This window comes from Streptomyces sp. NPDC059456 (assembly GCF_042750055.1).
GTDB lineage: Bacteria > Actinomycetota > Actinomycetes > Streptomycetales > Streptomycetaceae > Streptomyces.
In genome coordinates this window covers 1-1,585 of record NZ_JBHYVA010001079.1, presented here as the reverse complement: position 1 = coordinate 1,585, position 1,585 = coordinate 1, and the positions used below count along the sequence as shown (strand labels likewise).

At 76.0% G+C, this 1,585-nt stretch carries 1 protein-coding gene; it reads right to left on the bottom strand.

What is annotated here, in order from left to right; translation table 11 throughout:
• Positions 1-1,585 (bottom strand): M56 family metallopeptidase (locus tag ACFXA3_RS42315; RefSeq protein WP_385196824.1); only part of this gene is annotated, 1,585 nt, incomplete at both ends.

Sequence of the window (1,585 nt, the reverse complement as noted above, 5' to 3'; positions counted from 1 at the left end):
ACAGGGGCGTGGACCCACTGGGCCACCCCGGCCGCGCGCGCCGTGAACCCGCTCGCGTACAGGACCCCCATCAGGTGCCACCAGGCGAGCCACAGCCCGAGCGCGGGGACGACGGCGCCCAGGCTGATCAGCAGGGCGGGCCGCAGGCTCCGGCCGCGCCGGGTGCGGGTCCACAGGTGGGCGCACTGCGTGAGCCACGACCCGTAGGCCAGTCCGACGGCCACGGGCAGCAGCAGGAGCTGCGGCCGATGCGGCAGCCACACCCCGCTCCCGCCCGAACTGGTGAGGACCGTTCCGGCGGCGATGCCCGCACCCAGCCATCCTCCCGCCCACAGGCCCGAGGGCACTCGGGCCCCGGTCAGCACGGCGTACGCGACCGTCCGCCAGAGCGAGGTGCCGGCGATCGCGGTGACCAGGGCGGCGGACAGCAGCGTGATCGCCTGGGTGATCCCGATCGTCGCCAGGCCGTAGGGCGCCAGGTAGTACAGCAGGTGCTGGTCGACGAGCACGACCGTGGCGCCGGTGAGGAAGAACGCCGCGGCGGGGGTGCGGAACAGCGGTGCCGGATCGTTCAGGGCGCTGCGGCGCAGGCTCCACTGCGGGTGGGTGCGCAACAGTGCGCGGACCGGGGCGAGGACCGGGTCCAGGACCGGGGCGAGGGCGCGTGCCCGCGGGACCGGGCCGGCGGTCTCCCGCGGGCCCTCGGCGGCCCAGCCGCGCGGGTCCGCGCCCCAGCGCAGCGCGGTCAGGTCGGCGTGGACCTCACGGCTGCGCAGGACGTCCGAGCGGGCGAGGTGGACCAGGGTGACCGTGAACGCGGCGAGCAGCATCGGCCGGTCCGGTACCGGCATCCGGCCGTCCGCGAGGACCGCGTGGACGACGTGGCCCTCCCAGAGCAGGTAGGGCAGCAGCACGAGGGCCAGGAACACCCGCCACAGCGTGACGGTGGCATAGGTGAGGGTGACGTCCCGGTTGGCCACGTGGGCGAGTTCGTGCAGCAGCACCGCACGCAGGCGCGCGGGATCGCGGTCCCGGTCGACGAGCAGGCCTCCCTGCAGGCACACGACCGGGCGGCCGGTCCGCCCGAACACCACCGCCCCGGATCCGCCGGCCGCCGGGTCGACGACCACCCGGGGCACCGTCGCGAGGCCGGCGGTGGCGGCCAGCCCGGCGACGAGGGCGCCCAGTTCACCGCCGGGGTCGACCGCCGCGAGCGGCACCACCCGGCCGGCCCGGGCCTTCCAGCGGGGCAGCAGCAGGAAGAGCAGCACGGCCGCCGCGGTCAGCAGGACGGGCCAGCCGGCGAGCTGCCACCAGGGCGGAGGGGGTTCCCACACGGACTGGCAGAGCCGGTAGGCGACGGCCTGGCCGACGGTGCGGGCGGACTGCGTCCAGGACGCATCGGACGGGTCGGCGCCGGCAGCGAGTTCGCACCCGGACCGGTCGTCGTCGGCCAGGCCGAGGACGACGGTCAGCATCATGGAGCCGCTCGCTGCAAGGAGCAGGAACAGCAGCGTCACGAAACGCACGCTCGTGCCCGCACCCAGCACGCGCTCGTCGATCCGGGCGGGGGCCGGGGCGGACG